We start from the raw sequence: 19,611 nt of genomic DNA on the forward strand, positions 1-19,611 counted from the left end.
AACCGGCAGGAAGCGTAGTGCATCCGATTTAAGGAAGGCTTGATGCACGCAGACGATCCCCCGATCTGTGCCATCCCGATGCAGTCAAGAACGCTGGCTTGCCGGGATTTATTCGGTGGGTCCGTCGATTTTTCCGGCGGTCTTGAATGTCAATTTTTCGTGAAACCGGCTGGGGCCGTTCTTGCCGAACGTGTAGCCGGTCTCCACGCTCGCCTTGCCGAACTTGTCGCGCAGGGTGTTCATCGCGGCCTCGGCGGCGGCGCGGCGGCTGGCGGCGGGATCGACGAGATCGGGTGGGTCGGCGCGGCCGGGATCGGCAAGATCGCTGACGCCGATGCCGATCAACCGGTACTTCGTGCCGTCCACCTCCTTGCGCAGAAGCTCGATACCGGTGCGAAAGATGCGGTCGGCGAGCATGGTGGGGTCTTCCAGCTTGCGGTTGCGCGTGCGGCCTTTGAAATCGGCCGTCTTCAGCTTCAGGACGACGGTGTGGCCGGCGATGCCCGACTTGCGCAGGCGCGTGGCGACCTTCTCGCTGAGACGGCGCAGGTGCGCCACCAGCTCGTCATAGCTTGAAATGTCGTCGAAGAAGGTGGTTTCGGCCGATACGCTTTTGGCCGGATCGTTCGCATGCACCTCCCGGTCGTCCTGCCCGCGGGAGAGGTTGAAGAGCCGTTTGCCCATGACGCCGTAGCGGCGCATCAGGTCGGTTTCCTCCATGGTCTGCAGCTGACCGACAGTGCGGATGCCGTCGCGCTCCAGCGTCTCGGCAAAGGCCTTGCCGACGCCCCAGATGAGGCGCACCGGCTTCTCGCGCAGGAAGTCGAGCGCCTCGGCTTCGCCGATGACGGAAAAACCACGCGGCTTGTTGATGTCCGAAGCCACCTTGGCGAGGAACTTGCAGTAGGAAAGGCCGATCGAGATGGTGATGCCGACTTCGTTTTCGACGCGTTGGGCGAAACGGGCGAGCACACGGGCAGGTGGATCGTGGTGCAGGCGTTCGGTGCCCTTGAGCTCCAGAAAGGCCTCGTCGATGGAAAGCGGCTGAACGAGCGGCGTCAAGTCCTGCATCATCGCGCGCACCTGCCGGCCGACGGCGACGTATTTCTCCATGTTCGGACTGATGACGACGGCGTTGGGACAGGCCTCCAGCGCCTTGAACATCGGCATGGCCGAACGCACGCCGTGGATCCGTGCGACATAGCAGGCGGTGGAGACAACGCCGCGTTTGCCACCGCCGATAATGACCGGCTTGTCCGCAAGGTCAGGATTGTCGCGCTTCTCGATCGCTGCATAAAAGGCGTCGCAGTCGATATGGGCGAGCGTCAGGCCATAGAGTTCGGCATGATAGACGAGGCGGGGGCTGCCGCACGCGCGACAACGGCGCAGGTTCACAGGCTGCCCGGCAAGGCAGTCGCGGCAGAAGCCCGGAAAACGCGATTCGGCTGTGCTCATCATGCGGAACAAATATTGAACATCGCGACATTACCGCTTAAATTCACGAGTCTCAAGCGCTGCGGGAGGTGAAGGCATGACGACGCACAGGCAAGCGCGTGGAGATCCCCGCTTATCGCCCGCTCAGAAATCGTCGCTGCCGTGCGGCCCGCTGAGGACGGCGTGGGCGTGCACCACCGCCTCCGGCGTGACACCTGTCGCGGTGCTGAAAGAAAGGAGCGTCGGTTCGTGCTCCATCAGGAAAGCAACGAGGCCGGCGAGAAAGCCGGGATCGTCGATGGCATTGCGCACATCCGAAGGTGAGACGCCGGTGAGCGAGAGGAAACGCGAGAGCAGTTCGGGTTCTCCGGCCAGCCAGCCGAGGATGGCGACGGCGGTTGCCTCGGCATCGGCAACCGCGGGTGTATCTTTTTGGCTTTTCATCGTTTTTCCTCGGGAAATTTACCTTTTAATCAACCAAGTCGCGCTAACGTCGATGCGGACAAGCTGGGTGATTTCGGCTTTGCCGCAACTTATCGATCCACCGGAAGGTTGCAAGGCCGGCGAGAGGAACAGGGACGCACGATGCCCAAGCAGGTGATGATTGTCGAGGACAACGAGCTCAACATGAAGCTCTTCCGGGATCTCATCGAGGCGTCCGGCTATACGACCATCCAGACCCGGAATGGTATGGAAGCCCTTGATCTTGCCCGCAAACACCGTCCGGATCTGATCCTGATGGATATCCAGCTTCCCGAGGTCTCCGGCCTCGAAGTCACCAAGTGGCTGAAGGAAGACGACGAGCTGCATGTCATCCCGGTGATTGCCGTCACGGCCTTCGCGATGAAGGGCGACGAGGAGCGGATCCGCCAGGGCGGCTGCGAGGCCTATGTCTCCAAGCCGATCTCCGTTCCGAAGTTCATCGAAACCATCAAAACCTATCTCGGCGACGCATGAGTCGGAGGTCAGGGCCATGACAGCGCGCATTCTCGTCGTCGACGACATTCCGGCAAACGTAAAGCTGCTCGAGGCGCGGCTGCTCGCGGAGTATTTCGACGTGCTGACGGCCGAGAATGGCTATGATGCGCTTGCCATGTGCGAACGCACGCAGGTGGATCTCATCCTGCTCGACATCATGATGCCCGGCATCGATGGTTTCGAGGTCTGCGAACGGTTGAAGGCCAATCCGCGCACGGCCCATATCCCTGTTGTCATGGTGACGGCGCTCGACCAGCCCTCCGACCGCGTGCGCGGCCTCAAGGCCGGCGCCGACGATTTTCTCACCAAGCCGGTCAACGACCTGCAACTCATGTCACGGGTGAAGAGCCTCGTGCGGCTGAAGACGTTGACGGACGAGCTGCGCATGCGCGCGGCCACCGCCCGCGCCATTTCCCTGGAGGAGGGGCTGGACAGCAATCTCGGCGACGAGCCGGGCGATATCCTCCTCGTCGATGGCCGCGCCAGCTCCCAGGAGCGCATCACCCGCGCGCTGAAGCCGATCGCCGAGGTCACCTCGATGTCCGATCCGCAGGCTGCACTCTTCCAGGCGGCCGAAAGCAATTTCGAGCTGGTGATCGTCAACGCCAATTTCGAGGACTACGATCCGCTGCGCCTGTGCTCGCAGCTCCGCTCGCTGGAACGCACCCGCTTTCTGCCGATCCTGCTGATCGCGGAGCAGGGTGACGACGACATGGTGGTGCGCGCACTCGATCTCGGCGTCACGGACTATCTGATGCGGCCGATCGACCCGAACGAGCTGATCGCCCGCAGCCTCACCCAGATCCGCCGCAAGCGCTGCAACGACCGCCTGCGCGCCAGCGTGCGCCAGACGATCGAATTGGCCGTCACGGACGGCCTGACGGGTCTGCACAACCGTCGTTATCTCGACAGCCACATGAAGCTGCTGATCGACCGTGCGACGGCGCGGGGCCGGCCTCTGTCGGTCTGCATCACGGATATCGACCGCTTCAAGCTGGTCAACGACACCTATGGCCACGATGCCGGCGATGCGGTGCTGCGCGAATTCGCCAGCCGCGTGCGCTCGGCCGTGCGCGGCGCCGACCTTGCCTGCCGTTACGGCGGGGAGGAGTTCGTTCTGGTGATGCCGGATACCTCTGCCGACATGGCGGCAGGTGTCGCGGAGCGCCTCCGCACGATCGTCGAACGGGAACCGTTCCGCGTGCCCGGCACGGACGTCTTCCTGTCCATCACCGCTTCGCTCGGCCTTGCCAGTGCGCTGTCGGCCGGAGACAGTCCGGAAGCCCTGTTGAAGCGCGCCGATACCGCGCTTTATGAGGCGAAGCGCTCCGGCCGAAACCGGGTCGTGGCTGCCGCTGCGTGAGGCGGCCGATTCGCCGCGAGGTTGTCCACAGGCGAATTCATATTTCGGGCATTTGACTTGGAAATCCGCAGGTTGCACGGTTCGTGCCGGTTGCTGACCGTACGTGAACCGCGCCGCCCCTGGAATCCGGTCACGTGGTGAAAATTGGCTATAAGTCGTACTATTCGACTTTGGTGAGGCCTATCAATGGGTTGTGTCGTGTATCGCCTTCCCGTACGTCAACCGGGTATTTTGTCATGGTTGCATACTTCTCTCGCAATGGTTGAAATTGGCGTTGCCAACCATTGTTGCGATCCATGACGGAACCGCTGCTCAATGGCACACGTCTCCTCGGCGCGGTTAACTATGAGACAAGGCGCCGGCGGGGGAGCGTTAAGAATTCGTTGATTTTTTTTCTTTTTCGCGCGATGCTCAACTCATGCGCGGCAAACGAGGCCGCACAACCGGTTACCCCATGATGCTAGGTCCGCCGCATCTCCTGGGTCGTGGGGTCGGTCGGTCAGCTACGACAAATACGGAATCCTCGTGCCGTCGTCGTGTCTGACCGACCCCCATTCAACGCCGCTCCCTCAGGGGAGCGGCGTTTTTGATTCGGGGCAGGAGACACGAAGGCTGCCGACAAAAAGAAAAGGCGCCGGACGTTTCCGTCCAGCGCCTTTGCGAACCGAAGCGGCTCCCAAGATTACTTGATCTTGGTTTCCTTGAATTCGACGTGCTTCTTGACGACCGGGTCGTACTTCGTCTTGGTCATCTTGTCCGTCATCGTACGGCTGTTCTTCGTGGTCACGTAGAAGAAACCGGTGTCGGCCGTCGACAGCAGCTTGATCTTGATGGTGGTAGCCTTGGCCATGGTCGTCCTGCCTTTATCAAAAACGAAGCCGCGGACAGCCAGTCTGCTCTACGGCTTAAATCTGGGCGGAAACTACAAATCGCGCCCGAAAAGTCAACCCCGTTTCGGCCGGAAAACCATCCGGGCGAGAGAAAGTACGAGGTAAAACCCGAAGAAGCCGACGATCGCCCAGGCAAAACCGTCATTGCCGGAAACATCCATCGCCGCGCCGATGGCCTGCGGACCGACGACGGTGCCGACGGCATAACAGAAGATGAAGGCGGCATTGGCCGCCGCGAGGTCCGCGCCGACGAGGCGCGAGCCGAGGTGGCTGAGGCCGACCGTGTAGAGGCCGGCGACGCAGCCGCCCCACAGGAACAGCACGGTCGCCATCAGCACCCAGCTGTGCGAGATGAGGGGCAGGCAGAGCGCGCCGACGAGGCCGATGACCGCCATGATCGTCAGGAGGCGCCTGCGGTCCTTCATGCGGTCGGAAAGCATGCCGAGCGGGATCTGGAACGCCATGTTGCCGATACCCATCACGGTCAGCAGCAGGGCGGCCTGCGGCTCGCTGAAGCCGGCCCGCGTCGCGTAGATGGGGAAGAGCGAAAGGCCGCCGACCTCCACCGCGCCGAAGATGAAGACCGCCGCTGTCGCCGTCGGTACGAGAAGGATGTAGCGCATGAAATGCAGCTCGGGCTTCTCGTCGATATCGGGGCTTTCGCCGCGGGCGATGAAAATGGGAACGGCGGCCAGAAGGATGATGGCGGCACCCACCGCGAAGGGCAGCACGCCGTCGCTGCCCAGAAGCGAGAAGAGCAGGGGACCGGCGGCGAAGCCGAGCGACAGCACCGTGGCATAGATGCCCAGCACGAGACCGCGCCGGCGGGGCGGGGCCGCGGCGTTGATCCAGAATTCGGAGAGGATGAAGAGTGTGGTGATCGCGCCGTGGAAGACCAGGCGAAGCGGGAACCACAGCCAGAAATTCTGGATGTAGTAGAAGCCGAGGCCGCTGATCGCCGCCAGAATGATGGCGGCGATCATGATCGTCGAGGTGCCCCAGGCATGCGCAAGGCGCGTGGTGAAGGGGGCGGCAGCCATGGCGGCGACGCCGGCCATGGCAGAGTTGATGCCGATCATGGTGGGGGAAATGCCGCGCTTCTCCATGATGATGGAGAGCAGCGGAAGACCGAGGCCGATGGCGATGCCGACGGCGGAAATGGCGGCGACGGCTGCAAAGAGAGACCGCCAGTGGATGCTCTCCACCGGGCCCGAGGTGCCGGATTGCGGCTGCGTCATATGCGATCGATCCTCAAAGAAGGTCCCGAAGGAAGCGCCCGCGCTGGGTGTGATACAGCGGCACGGTTCTTCCGAAGGGCAGAGACTTGTCTTCCTGAAGGCTTTTTTGAAGCTCTTCAAGGATCAATACGGTTATGTCGGGCATCTCGATGCCGCCGCGGTCAAAAATATTCACCCAGCGCAGGTCTTCCAGCTCATGGCTCGCCGTTGCGCCGGCGGGGTCGATGCCCGCCTCGTCGGTAAAGAGCGCGAAGAAGCGCGTATCGAACCGCCGGACCATGCCGGCCGGCGTGATGGCGCGGGCAAGGAAACGCAGGTTGGAAAGGTCGGGGCGGAAGGGCAGGGCGTTTTGTGAGGCAGCCTCGATCGACGTGCCGACGGAAATACCGGCCTCTTCGTAGAGTTCCCGCAACGCGGCAACGCCCAGCGCTCGCAGGCGCGAATCGGAGCAGCGGGTGCCGCTGCGCAGCGCCAGCCGTTCGCAGGCCAGCGGGTTCAATGGATGGGAGACGGGAACGAGGCGGTCCGTCGCATCGCGCCGGCCACCGGGAAAGACATAGACATCCGGCATGAAGACATGCTTGCTGCTGCGCCGGCCGACGAGCACCCGCATGCGCTCGCCCGACCGGTCGAGAAGCAGGATCGAGGCTGCATCGACGGGTCGGACGGGTGTCATGCCGTCCGGTCGCCGTAGGCGGACGCCGTGTCCACTTCCCTCTCTTCCGGCTTGTCGCCGAAGCCGTGCATCTTCAGCGCCCATTGCAGGCCGATGGCGCCGCCCTTGATGGGCTGCAGCAGAAGGAGCGACAGGATGAGCGTGATCGGGGTCCAGATGGCGAGGTGCTGCCAGGTGGTGAGCGGCCAGACGAGGTCCGTCGCCATGTAGCCGCCGACCACGATATGACCGACGATGGTGATGACGAGATAGGGCGGCAGGTCGTCGGCACGCTGGTGCGTGTAGTCCTCGCCGCAGGCGGCACAGTTTTCCACGGGCTTGACGAAGGACTTGAACAGGCGGCCTGAACCGCAGGCGGGGCAGCGGTTCAGCATGCCGCGCTTGATGGCACGGCCGAGCGGGCGCTCCACCGGCCGGGCGGCCGGGCTGTCGCCGAAATGCTGCGTGTTGCCGCTGGTTTCGTTCGCCTGCATGTCCTGTCCTTCCCGCCGGCACTTCGCGCCGGCCATTTCTCTTCGCGCCGGGGGCGGCGCGATACCGCTCAGCGTCTGCCGCGGGGCGGGCGCGTACCCGGCTGGTGCCGCGGCGCGCTGCCCTTGCGCCGGCCCGACTTGTGGAAGGAGCGCACCGCCGTCGGCATCTTGCGTCCCTCGCTGATCATGTCGAACCGGAGCGAACCGGCAAGCGGCACCGCTTCCGCGAGTTTGACGCGCACCTCGTCGCCGAGTCGATAGCCGAGCCCGGTTTTTTCGCCGGACAGGGCCTGATGCGCCTCGTCGTAGATGAAGTAGTCGCGTCCGAGCATAGATATAGGCACGAAACCATCGGCACCATATGCCGGCAGGGTGACAAAAAGTCCCGCCTTGGTGACGCCCGAAACACGCCCGTCGAACTCCTCGCCGATGCGCCCGGCCAGGTGATGGGCGATCAACCGGTCGACCGTGTCGCGCTCGGCTGCCATGGCGCGCCGCTCGAAGGTCGAGATCTCGGCTGCGATGTCGTCGAGCACCGCTTCCTCGTCCGGCGTGATGCCGCCCTCGCCAAGGCCGAGCGAGCCCACCAGCGCCCGGTGCACGATGAGGTCCGCATAGCGGCGGATCGGTGAGGTGAAATGGGCATATTTCATCAGGTTGAGGCCGAAGTGGCCGATGTTTTCGGGGCTGTAGATCGCCTGGCTCTGCGAGCGCAGCACCATCTCGCTCACCATCTGCTCGAACGGCTTGTCCTTGGCCTTCGCCAGGATGCCGTTGAAATGGTTGGAGCGCATGTTGCCGCCCTTCACCAGGGATATGTCGAGCGTCTGCAGGAACTCGCGCAGCACCTCCTGCTTGGCGAGCGAAGGCGCGTCGTGCACGCGGTAGATCAGGACCTGCTTCTTCTTTTCCAGCGTCTCTGCGGCCGCGACGTTGGCCTGGATCATCATCTCCTCGATGAGCTTGTGGGCATCGAGCCGCGGCGGCACGACGACGCGGTCGACCGTGCCGTCCTCCTTCAGGAGGATCTTGCGTTCGGGCATGTCGAGTTCGAGCGGCTGGCGGCGGTTCCGGCCGACCGTCATGATGCGGTAGGCTTCCCAGAGCGGCTTCAGGATCGTCTCGAGGATCGGGCCGGTCTTGTCGTCGGGTGCGCCGTCGATGGCGGCCTGCGCCTGCTGGTAGGAGAGCTTTGCCGCGCTCTTCATCATGATGCGGTGGAAGGTGTGGCCCGCCTTGCGGCCCTCATGCGAGAAGACCATGCGCACGGCGAGCGCCGGGCGGTCGACGCCTTCCTTCAGCGAGCAGAGGTCGTTGGAGATGCGCTCCGGCAGCATGGGCACGACGCGATCCGGGAAATAGACCGAGTTACCGCGTTTCAGCGCCTCGCGGTCGAGCGCCGATTTCGGCCGCACATAGTAGCTCACATCGGCGATAGCGACGGTGACGATCACGCCGCCGGGATTGTCGGGCGACGGGTCGGGCTCTGCGAAGACAGCGTCGTCATGGTCCTTGGCGTCGGCCGGGTCGATGGTGATGAGCGGCAGGCTGCGCCAGTCCTCGCGGTGCGCCATGGTGGCGGGGCCGGCGGCCTCCGCCTCGCGGATGACGGCATCGGGAAAGATGTAGGGAATGCCATGCGCATGGATGGCGATCATGGAGATCGCCTTTTCCGAGGCGACGGAGCCGACCACGCCCTTGATCTGCGCGCGTGGCAGGCCGTAGCGGCCCATGCGCACGACGTCGATCTCGACGAGGTCACCGTCCTTGGCGCCTGCCGTGAAGTCCGCGTCGACCTCCATCTCCTCGCCGCGCCGGTCGATCGGCATGATGCGTCCGCCGCCGCCTGCCATGGAGCGGAACACGCCCATGCCGGAATTCTTCTTCTTGTCGAGCACCTTGATGATGCGCGCCGTATAGGCCGGGCCGCCGCGCTCCTTCGCCGGGAAGATCTTGGCCAGCACCCGGTCGCCGAGCCCGGCAACGGGCGCCTTGTCCTTGCGCGCACCGCCCGACTGACGGATCAGGACGGCGGGCGCGACGCCGGCATCGTCGAGCCATTCCGCCGGGCGGCCGATCAGTTCGCCGTCGACGTCCCGCGTGGTGATGTCGAGCACGGTGACCGGAGGAAGTGCGCCGGGTCGCACCAGCGACTTGCGGCGCTTTTCTAGAAACCCGTCTTCCTCGAAGGATTTCAGCAGCGCCTTCAGCTCGACGCGCGCCTCGCCCTTCAGGCCGAAGGCCTTGGCGATCTCGCGCTTCGAGGCCTGTTCCGGGTGGTCGGCGATGAAGCGCAGCAGCACGTCGCGCGGCGGGATGGCACCATGGATGATCGGGGTATCGTCTGCCGGCGGCAGGTCATGGCCCGCGCGGCCCGGCCGCATGGATCGTCCTGCCCGGCCGCGTGGTTCTCTCGTCATGCCGTCAGGCCTTCTTTGCCTTGGTTGCGGTCTTGGCCTTGGGCGCTGCCTTCGGCTTTGCGGCCTTGGCATCGTCCGACTTCGCCGCCTTGGTGGTCTTCGTCGCCTTGGCCTTGCCCTTGGCGGGCGTCTTGCCGGCCTTGTCGGCGATCAATACGAGGGCCTCTTCCAGCGTCACGCTGTCGGCGGCCTTGCCCTTGGGCAGTGTGGCGTTGACCTTGCCCCAGTTCACGTAGGGGCCGTACTTGCCGTCCCGCACCGTGATGGGGCCGCCGTCCGGATGGTCGCCGAGCGTCTTCAGGGCCGCAGGCGTGCCGCGCGAGCGGCCGCCGGGGCCCTTCGACTGCTTGTCGGCAATGACAGAAACGGCGCGGTTGAGGCCGATCGAGAACACGTCCTCGACACTTTCAAGGTTCGCATAGCCGCCGTCATGCAGCAGGAACGGGCCGTAGCGACCGATGCCGGCGGAAATCATCTTGCCGGTTTCCGGATGCTGGCCGATATCGCGCGGCAGCGAAAGCAGGGCGAGCGCCTTCTCGTGATCGATGCTCGCCGGCGTCCAGCCCTTGGGCAGGCTGGCGCGCTTGGCTTCCTTGCCGTCACCGCGCTGCACATACGGCCCGAAGCGGCCGTTACGCAGCGTGATTTCTTCGCCCGTATGCGGATCCTTGCCGAGGCTCTGCGGCTCGTTGGAGGCCGCGGCCTCCGCATCCGAACCGTTGTCGGCGGAAAGCTGACGGGTGAAGTTGCATTCCGGATAGTTCGAGCAGCCGACGAAGGCGCCGAACTTGCCGAGCTTCAGCGAGAGCTTGCCAGTGCCACAGACCTGGCAGATCCGCGGATCGCTGCCGTCCTCGCGCTTGGGGAAGACGAGCGGGGCGAGCTCCTCGTTGAGGGCATCGAGCACGTTGGTGACGCGCAGTTCCTTCGTGTCCTCGATCTGCGCGAAGAAGTCCTTCCAGAAATCGCGGAGAACCTGCTTCCAGTCGAGTTCGCCGGCCGAGATCTTGTCGAGCTTTTCTTCAAGGCCGGCGGTGAAGTCGTATTCGACATAGCGGGTAAAGAAGCTCTCGAGGAAGGCCGTGACGAGGCGGCCCTTGGCCTCCGGGATCAGCTTGCGCTTGTCGATGATGATGTATTCGCGGTCGCGCAGCGTCGCAAGCGTTGCGGCATAGGTCGACGGACGACCGATGCCGAGCTCTTCCATCTTCTTGATGAGCGAGGCTTCCGAGTAGCGCGGCGGCGGCTCGGTGAAGTGCTGGCTGGCATTCACCTTCTGCTTGGCGACCGTCTCGTTGGCGTTGATCTCCGGCAGGCGGCCGTCGTCGTCACCGTCGTCCGACTGTTCGCCATCTTCCTTCTGGTCGGTATAGGCGGCGATGAAGCCGTCGAAGCGGATGACCGAGCCGGTGGCGCGTAGGCCTGCCTTGCGCCCGCCGTTGTCCGCCTCGATCTCGACCGTCGTGCGCTCGATCTCGGCCGAGGCCATTTGGCTGGCGATGCCGCGCTTCCAGACGAGATCGTAGAGCTTCAGCTGGTCCGGATCGAGATAGCGCTTCACCTGGTCGGGCGTGCGGTCGAAGGAGGTCGGGCGGATCGCCTCGTGGGCCTCTTGGGCGTTCTTCGCCTTGGTGGAGTAGATGCGGGCCTTTTCCGGTACATAGCGTGCGCCGAACTGCTCGCCAACGGCCTTGCGGGCGGCGTCGATCGCCTCCGGCGCCATCTGCACGCCGTCGGTACGCATATAGGTGATGAGACCGACCGTCTCGCCGCCGATGTCGATGCCCTCATAGAGCTTCTGCGCCACCTGCATGGTGCGGGAGGCGGAGAAGCCGAGCTTGGAGGAGGCGGCCTGCTGCAGGGTGGAGGTGGTGAAGGGCGGCGAGGGATTGCGCTTGGTGGGCTTGGCCTCGACGCTTTCGACGCGGTAGGCCGCACCGTCGAGCAGCGCCTTGAGGCGGTTCGCCTCCTCGCCGTTGCCGATCGCCTTTGGTTGGAGACGCTTTCCTTCGGCCGAAACGAGGCGCGCCTCGAACTCGTCGCCGCGCGGCGTCTTCAGGAGGGCGGAGAGGTTCCAGTATTCCTCCGAGACGAAACGCTCGATTTCGGATTCCCGGTCGCAGACGAGGCGCAGCGCCACCGACTGAACGCGGCCGGCCGAGCGGGCGCCCGGCAGCTTGCGCCAGAGAACCGGCGAGAGGTTGAAGCCGACGAGATAATCGAGGGCACGGCGGGCGAGGTAGGCATCGACCAGCGCGATGTCGATGTCGCGCGGGTTGCGCATGGCATCGAGCACGGCCGACTTGGTGATGGCGTTGAAGACGACGCGCTTGACCGGTTTGTCGCCGATGACACGCTTCTTCTTCAGGACGTCGAGTACGTGCCAGGAGATGGCTTCGCCTTCGCGATCCGGGTCGGTCGCGAGAATGAGGCCGTCGGAGGATTTCACCGCGTCTGCAATGTCCTTCATACGCTTGGCCGAGGCGCTGTCCACTTCCCAGGACATCTCGAAGTCCTCGTCCGGGCGCACGGAGCCGTCCTTGGCGGGCAGATCGCGCACGTGGCCAAAGGAGGCGAGCACCGTGTAGCCGGGGCCGAGATACTTGTTGATCGTCTTGGCCTTGGCAGGCGATTCCACAACTACAACATTCATCGTCATTTTTCTCTGAGTACGGGCGCCGCACCCTTGGACGCGCGGCGAAACGGGCGCCTTGCGCCGAAAAGTCGTGTCTCGACATGAACAGACAAAGCGTTCCGGTCAAGAGGTAGGGGTGAAATTAGTGGGATGCAACGCGATACAACCATTGCGAGATTAATCGGAGATTGCAATTATGAATAATCGTTGTATCTTTTCCTAGGTCTAGGAATTACAACCTGACGGTGATTCCGAAATGTAGATGCAACGGAAGCGCTATGAACCCGAAACCAGCCAAGTCCGCCCTCCCGCCCCATACCGCAGAGGAGAACCTTGCCTACACCCGGCAGATGCTGGGCGAGCTGCGCACGGTCGTGAACGCCGAGGGGGCGGACATGCTGGGCTATCTGATCGAGATGGCCTATGTGGAGGCGGGGGACATTCTGGCCGGTCTGCGGCCGCTTTCAGTCCGGGGTCATCGAGACCCGGCCATCGGCATGCCGTTGAAGCCGGCCGGCAAGATCAAGCTCTAGAAGAACGAGATAGACGGTTGCGGCGGTGATGCCGGTATGGCGGATGATCTCGTCGATTTCGGCCGGTACCTGGCTCAATGCATCGGTGATGCGTTCCCGTTCGCCGTCGCCCGGCGGCAGACGCAGCGCGGGCGGCGTGTCCTCTGCGGGTTCGCCGGCGCCGGGGCGGGGAGTGAAAAGGTCGGGCTCGGACAGCGGGCGCAGGCTTTCCAGCACATCCTCCGGCGTCGTGGTGATCGTCGCCCCATCCTTCAGGAGGCCGTTCGTGCCCTCGCAGCGCGGATCGAGCGGGGAGCCCGGCACGGCGAAGACCAGCCGGCCGAAATCCGCCGCATTGCGCGCGGTGATCAGCGAGCCGGAGCGCACTGCCGCCTCCACCACCACCAAGCCGAGTGACATGCCGGCGATCAGCCGGTTGCGGCGCGGAAAATCCCGCGCCCGCGGCTCCCAACCGAAGGGCATTTCGCTGATGGCAAGGCCGTGCCCCTCGGTGAGTTCGGCAAGAAGGCCGATATTTTCAGGCGGATAGGGTTTGTTGAGACCGCCTGCCATGGCCGCGACGGTGCCAGTGTCGAGGCTGGCGCGATGGGCGGCCGTATCGATGCCGCGGGCAAGGCCCGAAACGATCGTGTAACCCGCCCTCCCGATCTCGCGTGCCAGCAGGCCGGCGAACTTGGTACCCGAGAGAGACGCGTTCCGCGCGCCGACGATGCCGACGGCCGGTGCCGCCGCGACAGCCCGGTTGCCCTTGACGGCGAGCAGCGGCGGCGCGCCGTCGATCTGGCGCAGGAGAAAGGGATAGTCGGGTTCGCCGATGCCGACAAAGGCGGCGCCGTGCCGGTCGGCAATGGCGAGTTCGCGCTCGGCCTCCGCCTGGCTGGCGACGCGGATGGCGCGCGAAGCGCCGCCACGGCGCGAGAGTTCCGGCACCATCTCCAGCGCCGTTTCCGCGCTGCCGAAGTGATTGATGAGCTCGCGAAAGGTGACCGGCCCGACATTGTCGCTGCGGATGAGGCGCAGCCAGGCGATCCTCTGTCGTTCCGTCAGCGCAATTCCTCGTGTCCTTGCGCTGTGGTCGTCCATCGCTATCCCTTGCTGCCGATTTTGCTTTCCGTGCCGTTCAGGAGACGACTGATGTTGGCACTGTGTTTCCACCAGGTGATGAGCGTCAGCAGCAGGAAGAGGACCGCCACCTTCTCGTGACCGAGGAACCACAATACAACCGGAGATACGGCAGTTGCAACCAGGGCCGAGAGTGACGAATAGCGCGCCAGATAGGCAAGGCCGATCCAGACGACGGCAAAGACCGCGAGCATGACGGGCACGAGGCCGAGCAGCAGCCCGACATAGGTCGCGACCCCCTTGCCGCCCTTGAAGCCGAGCCAGACGGGAAAGAGATGGCCGAGAAAGGCGGCAAAGCCCGCCGCAAGGCCGGCATCCAGCCCCCAACGCGACGCGATGGCGGTGGCAGCGGTGCCTTTGAGGGCGTCGAGCAGCAGGGTGGCCGCGGCAAGCTTCTTGTTGCCGGTGCGCAGGACGTTCGTCGCGCCGATATTGCCGGAGCCGATCTGGCGCACGTCGCCGAGACCGGCCATGCGGGTGAGGATCAGGCCGAAGGGAATGGAACCGAGAAGGTAGCCGAAGGCGAGGGCGGCGAGCGTCGGCAAGGCGCCGAGCTGCCAGGTGAAGATGTCGGACACGTCAGTTCCCCCGTTCCGTTATTCTGAATCCATGGTGGTGGATCCTCGGGCATGGCCTGAGCATCCACCCATGGGCTCACTGGACCGACGTCCCTTTCAGTCCAGCGAATAGACCCGTTTTCCGGCAACATAGGTGCTAATCGCGCGTCCCGTAAAGCGGGCATCTTCGAAGGGCGTATTCTTCGAGCGCGAGACGAAGCGGTCCTTGGTGGCGAGCCACGGCTCGTCGGGGTCGATCAGCACGATGTCGGCGCGTGCACCGGGCGCAAGCGTGCCGGCGTCGAGGCCGAAGATCTGCGCCGGGCGCGTCGAGAGCGCATCGAGGAGCCGCATCAGCGGAACCTCGCCGCTGTGGTGCAACCGGAGCGCTGCCGCCAGCATGGTCTCGAGGCCGATCGCGCCGTCGGCGGCATCCGCGAAGGGCAGGCGCTTGGTGTCGACGTCCTGCGGATCGTGCGAGGAGACGATGATGTCGATCTCGCCGCGGGCGAGCGCATCGACCATGGCCTTGCGGTCGTCCTCCCCGCGCAGCGGCGGGGAGAGCTTGAAGAAGGTGCGGTATTCGCCGATGTCGTTCTCGTTCAGCGTCAGGTGGTTGATCGAGGCGCCGCAGGTGACGTTTGCACCGCGTTCCCTGGCGGTCTTCACGGCCTCGGCCGATTCCGGCACGGAGATCTGTGCGGCATGGTACTTGCCACGCGTCAGGCCGGCGATCCGCAGGTCCCGTTCGAGCGGGATCAGTTCGGCCTCGCGCGGGCTACCGGAAAGGCCGAGCCAGCTGGCGAGCAGCCCCTCGTTCATCACGCCGCCGGCGCCGAGATGTTTGTCGCGGGTTTCGAGTGCGATGACGCTGCCGAATTCGCGGGCATAGGTCATCGCCCGGCGCAACACCTGCGCATTGTGCAGCGGGTTGCGGCCATTGGTGAAGGCGACGGCACCGGCATCCTTCAGGAGGCCGAACTCGGTCATCTCTTCGCCTGCAAGGCCCTTGGTGAGGGCTGCGGCCGGGTGAATGTTGACGATCGCCTTGTCGCGCGCGTTCTTCAGCACGAATTCGACAAGCGCGATGTCGTCGATGACGGGATCGGTGTCCGGCATGGTGATGAAGGTGGTGACACCACCGGCCGCCGCTGCGCGCGAGGCCGATTCGATCGTCTCGCGGTGCTCGGCGCCGGGCTCGCCGACGAAGACGCGGGCATCGACAAGGCCGGGAGCGGCGATGAGGCCGCGGCCATCGACGATTTCGGCGCCCTCGGGCGCGCCCTGGTTCTGCGCGCCGCTGCCGATGGCGGCGATCTTGCCGTTCTCGATGACGATGGAGCCCATTTCATCGAGGTTGCGGGAGGGGTCGAGGATGCGGAGGTTCTTCAGGACGGTGGTGCGGGTCATGCGCGAACACCCTGGTTCTGCGAAACAAGAAGCGTTTCCATCACGGCCATGCGGACGGCAACGCCCATCTCGACCTGCTGCTCGATGACGCTCTGCGGCCCGTCGGCGATCTCGGAGGCGATCTCCACGCCGCGGTTCATCGGTCCGGGATGCATGACGAGCGCATCCTCCTTCGCTGCCTTCAGCTTTTCCGCATCGAGCCCGTAATAGTGGAAATATTCGCGCACCGACGGCACGAAGGCGCCGGACATGCGCTCGCGCTGCAGGCGCAGCATCATCACGACATCGGCATCCTTCAGGCCTTCCGCCATCGAATGGTAGACCTCTGCGCCCATGTCGGCGATGCCCGACGGCAGCAGCGTTGCGGGCGCCACGACGCGCACGCGGGCACCCATGGCGTTGAGCAGCAGGATGTTCGAGCGGGCGACGCGCGAATGCAGTACGTCTCCGCAGATGGCGACGATGATGCGCGAGAGCTTACCCTTGGCGCGGCGGATGGTCAGCGCGTCGAGCAGGGCCTGCGTCGGATGTTCGTGCTGGCCATCGCCGGCATTGACCACCGAACAGGAGACTTTTTGTGCGAGAAGCGCGGCGGCGCCGGCGGAGGAATGGCGCACGACCAGCACGTCCGGGTGCATGGCGTTCAGCGTCATCGCCGTGTCGATCAGCGTTTCGCCCTTCTTCACCGAGGAATTGCCGACCGACATGTTCATCACGTCGGCGCCAAGGCGTTTGCCGGCAAGCTCGAAGGAGGATTGTGTGCGGGTGGAGGCTTCGAAGAACAGGTTGATCTGTGTCAGGCCCCGGAGGGTCGACGTTTTCTTCTCCCTTTGCCGGGAGATTTTCACCGCCTCGTCGGCGCGGTCGAGCAGGTGTGTGATCTCCTGCTCGGTCAAACCCTTGATGCCGAGAAGGTGGCGATGCGGAAAGAAGTCCATGAAACTCCGCCTCAACTGTCGTGGATACGCGGGGTCTATAGAGTGTCGGTTCCCCCGCGGCAAGGCGAAGCGGCGGCAAGGCCGCGCATTCCCACGCTTTTGTGAAGCCGAGCGCGCCGGCAACCGCACGGCCCCGTTTCGCCCCGCCGCGACTTGGGCTAGAACCCGCTCATGACTCGCGACAAGACGACCGAACAGAAACTCGCCGATCTCAACCAGCCGCCGCTCTGGTCGGGCATCAATGCCTATCGCTCCGACCCGCTGCTGGTCGATGCAACCGACGCCATGCCCAAGGGGCTGCGCGACGAGTTCGACGCGATCGGCCGCTACGTGACCTCGCCGGAAGCGCAGGAGCTCGCCCGCATGGCGAACGAGGGCGTGCCGCAGCTGCGCACCCACGGCCCGCGTGGCGAGCGCCTCGACGTCGTCGATTATCATCCCGCTTGGCACGCGTTGATGCGCCGCTCCATGGCGAGCGGCCTGCATTCCTCGCTCTGGGAGAATGTGCCGGAGGAGAAGGGCAGGGCGCACAAGGCGCGTGCCGTGCGCTTCTACCTGACCGCTCAGCTCGAATGTGGCCATCTCTGCCCGCTGACCATGACGAGCGCCTCGGTCGCGGCCCTGTCCGTCTCGCCGCAGGTGCAGCGCGAATGGGGCCGGAAGATCCTGTCGCGCAAATATGACAGCACGAACAAGCCCGCCATGCAGAAGAGTGCCGTCACCATCGGCATGGGCATGACGGAAAAGCAGGGCGGCACGGATGTGCGCGCCAACACCTCCACCGCCGAGCGCGTCGGCGAGGGGATCTACCGGCTCTCCGGCCACAAATGGTTCATGTCGGCACCGATGAGCGACGGGTTCGTCATGCTCGCCCAGACCCGCGAGGGAGTCGGCTGCTTCCTCGTGCCGCGCCTGCTGGAGGACGGCTCCAGCAACGGCCTGCGCTTCCAGCGCCTGAAGGACAAGATCGGCAACCGCTCCAACGCTTCCTCGGAGGTCGAGTTCTCCGAAACGTTCGGCTTCCTGCTTGGCACGCCCGATGCCGGCATCCGCACCATCCTCGACATGGTGACCCTGACGCGGCTTGACTGTGCGCTGGCCTCGTCCGGCATCATGCGCGCCTCGCTCGCCGAAGCGGTGCACCATACGCGCGGCCGCAGTGTCTTCGGCAAGCCGCTGGTCGCCCAGCCGATCATGACGCGCGTGCTCGCCGACATGGCGCTCGACGTCGCGGGCGCGACCGCGCTCTCCCTGCGCCTGGCGGAGGCCTTCGACAAGGCGCGCGACAGCGCCGAGGACGCTGCTTACGCCCGTATCATGACGCCCGTGACGAAATACTGGTGCTGCAAGATCGCGCCCGCCCTGATCTACGAGGCGATGGAGTGCATCGGCGGCAGCGGCTATGTCGAGGAGCGGCCGATCGCGCGGCATTACCGCGAGGCGCCGGTCAATGCGATCTGGGAAGGCTCGGGCAACGTCATGGCGCTCGATCTGATGCGCGTCACCAGCCGGGGCAGGGACCTGTTCGAGATGCTGTTTGCCGGGCTTGCCCGCGATCTCGGTCCGGCTGGCAAGAAGACGGTCGACGTGCTGCGTGCGGCGCTCTCGCTCTGCGAGCGCGACGAGGGAGCGGCCCGCATGCTCGTGGAGCAGCTGGCGCTCGCCGCTGCCGCGGCCGAACTCTACCGCGCCGGTGCCGGGCGCATCGCCGATGCCTTCCTCGAAACGCGCCTCGCCTCGGGCTGGCGCTCGACCTACGGCATGCTCGATTCGCGCTTCGATTCGGCCTACATCGTCGACCTGCTCTATCCGCCGGCAAGATAGGCGGTTGCCGCCAATACGACCGGGATCGTGAAGAACGAGGCGATCGTCTGCAGCGTGGCGACGGCGGCATAGAGCGGCGCGTCGCCGCCCATCTGCTTGGCCAGCACGTAACCGTTCATCGCTGTCGGCACGCTCGCCCCCATGGCGATCGTCAGGAGCGGCTCGCCGCGCATGCCGAGCGCATAGGCCGCCGCCGTCATGACCAGCGGCATGAACAGGAGCTTCAGGGCGACCGGCAGCAGCGCCAGCGGCCGGGGCTTCAGCGCATCGGCCAGCTTCAGCCCGGCGCCGACCATGATGAGGCCAAGGCTGAGCGAGGTGTCCGCGACGAGTTCCGTCGCCTGCATCAGCGGCGCGTAGATCGGGATTTCCAGAAGGTTGACGGCGACACCGAGCACCGAGCCGATGATCATCGGGTTGGTGACGATTTTCTGGGCGAAGGTCTTCAGGCTGCGCGTGCCGCCGCCGAACCAGACGAGAACGGCGATATTGTAGAAATTCAGGGGAATGATGATCAGCGTCGCCACGAGGGCGACGAGGGCAAGGCTGCCCGGGCCGTAAAGTTTTTCACCGATGGCGAGTGCGATGAAGGCGTTCCAGCGTGTCGAGGTCTGGAAAACCGAAGTAAACGACGCGCCTGAAACCTGCGCGGCGCGAAAAAGCGGCCAGGAGAGCGCCAGAATCGCTGCGATGAGCGTCACCGAGCCGATGGAGCCGAGCGCCACGCTGCCGGCTGCGATGCCCGAGAATTCCGCCTTGGCGAGCGTCGTGAAGAGCAGGCAGGGAAACAGCACGAAGAAGCCGAGCTGCTCGAGCCCGTTCCACATGTCGCGGTCGATCAGCCGCCAACGCTTGAGGAAAACCCCGAGCACAACGAGCAGGAAGACGGGGAGAATGCTTTCGAAGATGGCGAGCATGGGAACCGGGCGGGCGAGGAATGGTGGCTGCTCATTCCACGCCTTGCGCAGGCTTGCAAGCCTGCGCAAGGCGTGCGGCCCATGTGGAAATTAACCTTAATGGAGGGTTTACGTTGCGCGCACAGGGTTAACGGGCGAAGGTTCCGTTTACCTGGTGTTAACCATGCGAGCGAGTGCAGCCTATGGCCAGAACGGCCCGGATT

At 64.7% G+C, this 19,611-nt stretch carries 17 protein-coding genes; 4 read left to right on the plus strand and 13 right to left on the minus strand.

Features of this window, described 5'->3' with window-relative positions; genetic code table 11:
* Window positions 1-108: 108 nt before the first annotated feature.
* Together P9A16_RS11160 and P9A16_RS11165 are read right to left on the minus strand one after the other, a co-directional pair.
* Window positions 109-1,455 (minus strand): DNA polymerase IV, encoded by a 1,347-nt coding sequence (locus P9A16_RS11160; protein WP_023513779.1) that lies wholly within the window; start codon window positions 1,453-1,455, stop codon window positions 109-111.
* Between the two features lie 123 nt (window positions 1,456-1,578).
* Window positions 1,579-1,878, minus strand: a complete 300-nt coding sequence (locus tag P9A16_RS11165) for a DUF3572 domain-containing protein (RefSeq protein ID WP_023513778.1) — start codon at window positions 1,876-1,878, stop codon at window positions 1,579-1,581.
* Window positions 1,879-2,019: 141 nt separating this feature from the next.
* On the opposite strand from P9A16_RS11165, the gene P9A16_RS11170 reads away from it, so the two are divergent.
* Complete coding sequence (locus P9A16_RS11170) at window positions 2,020-2,391, plus strand: response regulator (RefSeq protein WP_003547430.1); 372 nt, start codon at window positions 2,020-2,022, stop codon at window positions 2,389-2,391.
* Window positions 2,392-2,407: 16 nt separating this feature from the next.
* A complete protein-coding gene (locus P9A16_RS11175; RefSeq protein WP_024270874.1) occupies window positions 2,408-3,775 on the plus strand; it encodes a PleD family two-component system response regulator in 1,368 nt (455 codons plus the stop codon).
* Between the two features lie 682 nt (window positions 3,776-4,457).
* Here P9A16_RS11175 and rpmG read toward each other — a convergent pair.
* The 6 genes from rpmG to topA all read right to left on the minus strand — a co-directional run bounded on the left by rpmG (window position 4,458) and on the right by topA (window position 12,125).
* The gene (gene rpmG / locus P9A16_RS11180) at window positions 4,458-4,625 is read right to left on the minus strand and encodes a 50S ribosomal protein L33 (RefSeq protein ID WP_023512792.1); all 168 of its coding nucleotides are present in this window, start codon (window positions 4,623-4,625) and stop codon (window positions 4,458-4,460) included.
* Window positions 4,626-4,718: 93 nt separating this feature from the next.
* The gene (locus P9A16_RS11185) at window positions 4,719-5,903 is read right to left on the minus strand and encodes an MFS transporter (RefSeq protein ID WP_023512791.1); all 1,185 of its coding nucleotides are present in this window, start codon (window positions 5,901-5,903) and stop codon (window positions 4,719-4,721) included.
* A gap of 13 nt (window positions 5,904-5,916) precedes the next feature.
* On the minus strand, window positions 5,917-6,579 hold the full coding sequence (locus P9A16_RS11190) for an NUDIX hydrolase (RefSeq protein WP_023512790.1): 663 nt from the start codon (window positions 6,577-6,579) through the stop codon (window positions 5,917-5,919).
* Entirely contained in the window at window positions 6,576-7,052 is a 477-nt protein-coding gene (locus P9A16_RS11195) for a DUF983 domain-containing protein (RefSeq protein WP_023512789.1), read from the minus strand. The genes P9A16_RS11190 and P9A16_RS11195 overlap by 4 nt, the downstream gene beginning before the upstream one ends.
* A gap of 68 nt (window positions 7,053-7,120) precedes the next feature.
* Complete coding sequence (gene rnr, locus P9A16_RS11200) at window positions 7,121-9,472, minus strand: ribonuclease R (protein WP_037408008.1); 2,352 nt, start codon at window positions 9,470-9,472, stop codon at window positions 7,121-7,123.
* Between the two features lie 4 nt (window positions 9,473-9,476).
* The gene (topA, locus tag P9A16_RS11205; RefSeq protein WP_023512787.1) at window positions 9,477-12,125 is read right to left on the minus strand and encodes a type I DNA topoisomerase; all 2,649 of its coding nucleotides are present in this window, start codon (window positions 12,123-12,125) and stop codon (window positions 9,477-9,479) included.
* Window positions 12,126-12,385: 260 nt separating this feature from the next.
* On the opposite strand from topA, the gene P9A16_RS11210 reads away from it, so the two are divergent.
* Window positions 12,386-12,640: a hypothetical protein gene (locus tag P9A16_RS11210; protein WP_023512786.1), complete on the plus strand. Its 255-nt coding sequence runs from the start codon at window positions 12,386-12,388 to the stop codon at window positions 12,638-12,640.
* Here the strand turns inward: P9A16_RS11210 and dprA are convergent.
* The 4 genes from dprA to P9A16_RS11230 form a co-directional block, all read right to left on the minus strand.
* Window positions 12,572-13,723, minus strand: coding sequence for a DNA-processing protein DprA (dprA, locus tag P9A16_RS11215; RefSeq protein WP_023512785.1), 1,152 nt, complete (start codon window positions 13,721-13,723; stop codon window positions 12,572-12,574). The two genes, P9A16_RS11210 and dprA, sit on opposite strands and share 69 nt — an antisense overlap.
* Window positions 13,724-13,725: 2 nt before the next feature.
* Complete coding sequence (gene plsY, locus P9A16_RS11220; protein WP_156032027.1) at window positions 13,726-14,331, minus strand: glycerol-3-phosphate 1-O-acyltransferase PlsY; 606 nt, start codon at window positions 14,329-14,331, stop codon at window positions 13,726-13,728.
* 105 nt (window positions 14,332-14,436) lie between these two features.
* Window positions 14,437-15,729 carry a dihydroorotase gene (locus P9A16_RS11225; protein ID WP_023512783.1) on the minus strand — a complete coding sequence of 431 codons (1,293 nt, stop codon included), beginning with the start codon at window positions 15,727-15,729 and terminating at the stop codon, window positions 14,437-14,439.
* On the minus strand, window positions 15,726-16,667 hold the full coding sequence (locus P9A16_RS11230; protein WP_023512782.1) for an aspartate carbamoyltransferase catalytic subunit: 942 nt from the start codon (window positions 16,665-16,667) through the stop codon (window positions 15,726-15,728). The genes P9A16_RS11225 and P9A16_RS11230 overlap by 4 nt, the downstream gene beginning before the upstream one ends.
* Before the next feature lie 171 nt (window positions 16,668-16,838).
* Between P9A16_RS11230 and P9A16_RS11235 the strand changes: the two genes are divergently transcribed.
* On the plus strand, window positions 16,839-18,491 hold the full coding sequence (locus P9A16_RS11235) for an acyl-CoA dehydrogenase family protein (protein WP_023512781.1): 1,653 nt from the start codon (window positions 16,839-16,841) through the stop codon (window positions 18,489-18,491).
* Here the strand turns inward: P9A16_RS11235 and P9A16_RS11240 are convergent.
* Window positions 18,473-19,408, minus strand: coding sequence for an AEC family transporter (locus P9A16_RS11240; protein ID WP_023512780.1), 936 nt, complete (start codon window positions 19,406-19,408; stop codon window positions 18,473-18,475). The genes P9A16_RS11235 and P9A16_RS11240 overlap by 19 nt on opposite strands.
* Window positions 19,409-19,611 lie beyond the last annotated feature (203 nt).

This window comes from Shinella sp. 838 (assembly GCF_029623935.1).
GTDB lineage: Bacteria > Pseudomonadota > Alphaproteobacteria > Rhizobiales > Rhizobiaceae > Shinella.

What these genes read in the sequence shown, in the direction of transcription:
- P9A16_RS11190 (WP_023512790.1), bottom strand. Translation starts at nt 6,579, where the DNA reads ATGACACCCGTCCGACCCGTCGATGCAGCCTCGATCCTGCTTCTCGAC.
- P9A16_RS11185 (WP_023512791.1), bottom strand. Translation starts at nt 5,903, where the DNA reads ATGACGCAGCCGCAATCCGGCACCTCGGGCCCGGTGGAGAGCATCCAC.
- P9A16_RS11165 (WP_023513778.1), bottom strand. Translation starts at nt 1,878, where the DNA reads ATGAAAAGCCAAAAAGATACACCCGCGGTTGCCGATGCCGAGGCAACC.
- P9A16_RS11230 (WP_023512782.1), bottom strand. Translation starts at nt 16,667, where the DNA reads ATGGACTTCTTTCCGCATCGCCACCTTCTCGGCATCAAGGGTTTGACC.
- P9A16_RS11240 (WP_023512780.1), bottom strand. Translation starts at nt 19,408, where the DNA reads ATGCTCGCCATCTTCGAAAGCATTCTCCCCGTCTTCCTGCTCGTTGTG.
- P9A16_RS11225 (WP_023512783.1), bottom strand. Translation starts at nt 15,729, where the DNA reads ATGACCCGCACCACCGTCCTGAAGAACCTCCGCATCCTCGACCCCTCC.
- topA (WP_023512787.1), bottom strand. Translation starts at nt 12,125, where the DNA reads ATGAATGTTGTAGTTGTGGAATCGCCTGCCAAGGCCAAGACGATCAAC.
- P9A16_RS11160 (WP_023513779.1), bottom strand. Translation starts at nt 1,455, where the DNA reads ATGAGCACAGCCGAATCGCGTTTTCCGGGCTTCTGCCGCGACTGCCTT.
- P9A16_RS11175 (WP_024270874.1), top strand. Translation starts at nt 2,408, where the DNA reads ATGACAGCGCGCATTCTCGTCGTCGACGACATTCCGGCAAACGTAAAG.
- P9A16_RS11210 (WP_023512786.1), top strand. Translation starts at nt 12,386, where the DNA reads ATGAACCCGAAACCAGCCAAGTCCGCCCTCCCGCCCCATACCGCAGAG.
- P9A16_RS11235 (WP_023512781.1), top strand. Translation starts at nt 16,839, where the DNA reads ATGACTCGCGACAAGACGACCGAACAGAAACTCGCCGATCTCAACCAG.
- rpmG (WP_023512792.1), bottom strand. Translation starts at nt 4,625, where the DNA reads ATGGCCAAGGCTACCACCATCAAGATCAAGCTGCTGTCGACGGCCGAC.
- P9A16_RS11195 (WP_023512789.1), bottom strand. Translation starts at nt 7,052, where the DNA reads ATGCAGGCGAACGAAACCAGCGGCAACACGCAGCATTTCGGCGACAGC.
- dprA (WP_023512785.1), bottom strand. Translation starts at nt 13,723, where the DNA reads ATGGACGACCACAGCGCAAGGACACGAGGAATTGCGCTGACGGAACGA.
- P9A16_RS11170 (WP_003547430.1), top strand. Translation starts at nt 2,020, where the DNA reads ATGCCCAAGCAGGTGATGATTGTCGAGGACAACGAGCTCAACATGAAG.
- rnr (WP_037408008.1), bottom strand. Translation starts at nt 9,472, where the DNA reads ATGACGAGAGAACCACGCGGCCGGGCAGGACGATCCATGCGGCCGGGC.